Source organism: Nostoc cycadae WK-1 (assembly GCF_002897135.1).
GTDB lineage: Bacteria > Cyanobacteriota > Cyanobacteriia > Cyanobacteriales > Nostocaceae > Nostoc_B.
The window spans coordinates 1-1,092 of the sequence record NZ_DF978485.1; the positions used below are offsets into that span (position 1 = coordinate 1).

The 1,092-nt window shown below is 47.5% G+C and carries 1 protein-coding gene; it reads right to left on the reverse strand.

The features are described from left to right. The coding region (locus tag NCWK1_RS28990) for a WD40 repeat domain-containing protein (protein WP_422730895.1) at positions 1–1,076 on the reverse strand (1,076 nt) is incomplete at its 3' end. Between the last annotated feature and the right edge of the window lie 16 nt (positions 1,077–1,092).

The following is a 1,092-nucleotide window of genomic DNA, read 5'->3' on the forward strand; positions in this document are numbered from 1 at the left end:
AGCAGTCGCCCGTCGGGGCTGAAACTCACACTTTGCACAGAGTTACTATGCCCGGTGAAAGTGCCGATTTTCTTGCCTGTCTTGATATTCCAGAGTTTGATTGTCCCATCAAGACTGCCAGAAGCAAGCAGTCGCCCGTCGGGGCTGAAACTTACACTCACCACAGTGCTACTATGCCCGGTGAAGGTGCTGATTTTCTTGCCTGTCTCTACATTCCAGAGTGTGATTGTCTTATCATTACTGCCAGAAGCCAAAGTCTTGCCATCGGAGCTGAAGCTCACACTCTGCACAGAGTCACTATGCCCTTGCAAGCGGTTATGTTCTCTTTTTTGAAGACGAACTGTCTGTAAGGCAGTCATTACCTCTGGGTTAGTTTTGTGTTGGCTTTGCAGAATTTTTCCCGCCTTGATTGCTGAGACAAAAGCTCCTAATTCATTTCCTTGACTAAATAGAGATAAAGAATAACGACCAAGAGATTCTGCTAGATTGAGTTCCGATCGCTTTGTCTGATTCCATGCAGTCAAACCCAAACCACCGCTAATCACCACCGCTATCAACGAACCCGCCGCAATGCCCCAAGCAGTTCTAATTTCGCGCTTCCTGCGGGCTGCTTCGACTTTTTTCAGGCGATTACTTTCTTGAATACTCTCCTCAATAAATTCTGTCTCATCAATCAAGTCTCCTGGGCGTTCCTTGAGTTTTTCTTCTGCTTCCGCCAAAGCTGCACCCCGCAACAATGAACCAGAATCTCGCTGCGTTGCTTCCCATTGTCCCTTGGCTGAACGCAGTCGCTCTTGCCAAGCCCTAAAAACGCGGTCTTTATTCATCCATTCCCGCAGTTCGCCCCAATTGCGAATCAAAGCTTCATGGACTACTTCTACCGTTTCTTGACTGGTAGCATTGCGACTTGTCACCACCAACCGAGCGTCAGCTAATTGTTTGACCAAATCCCAGCTTTGCTCCCCCAATTCCGTCTTCATCGCCACCCGTCGAGTATCTTCTGTTCCCTCACCCGGACGCACTAATTGAATAAAAATCCGCCGGACTTGTTCTTTCTTTGCCTCTATAGGAATCATATTTGATTTTTGAAAA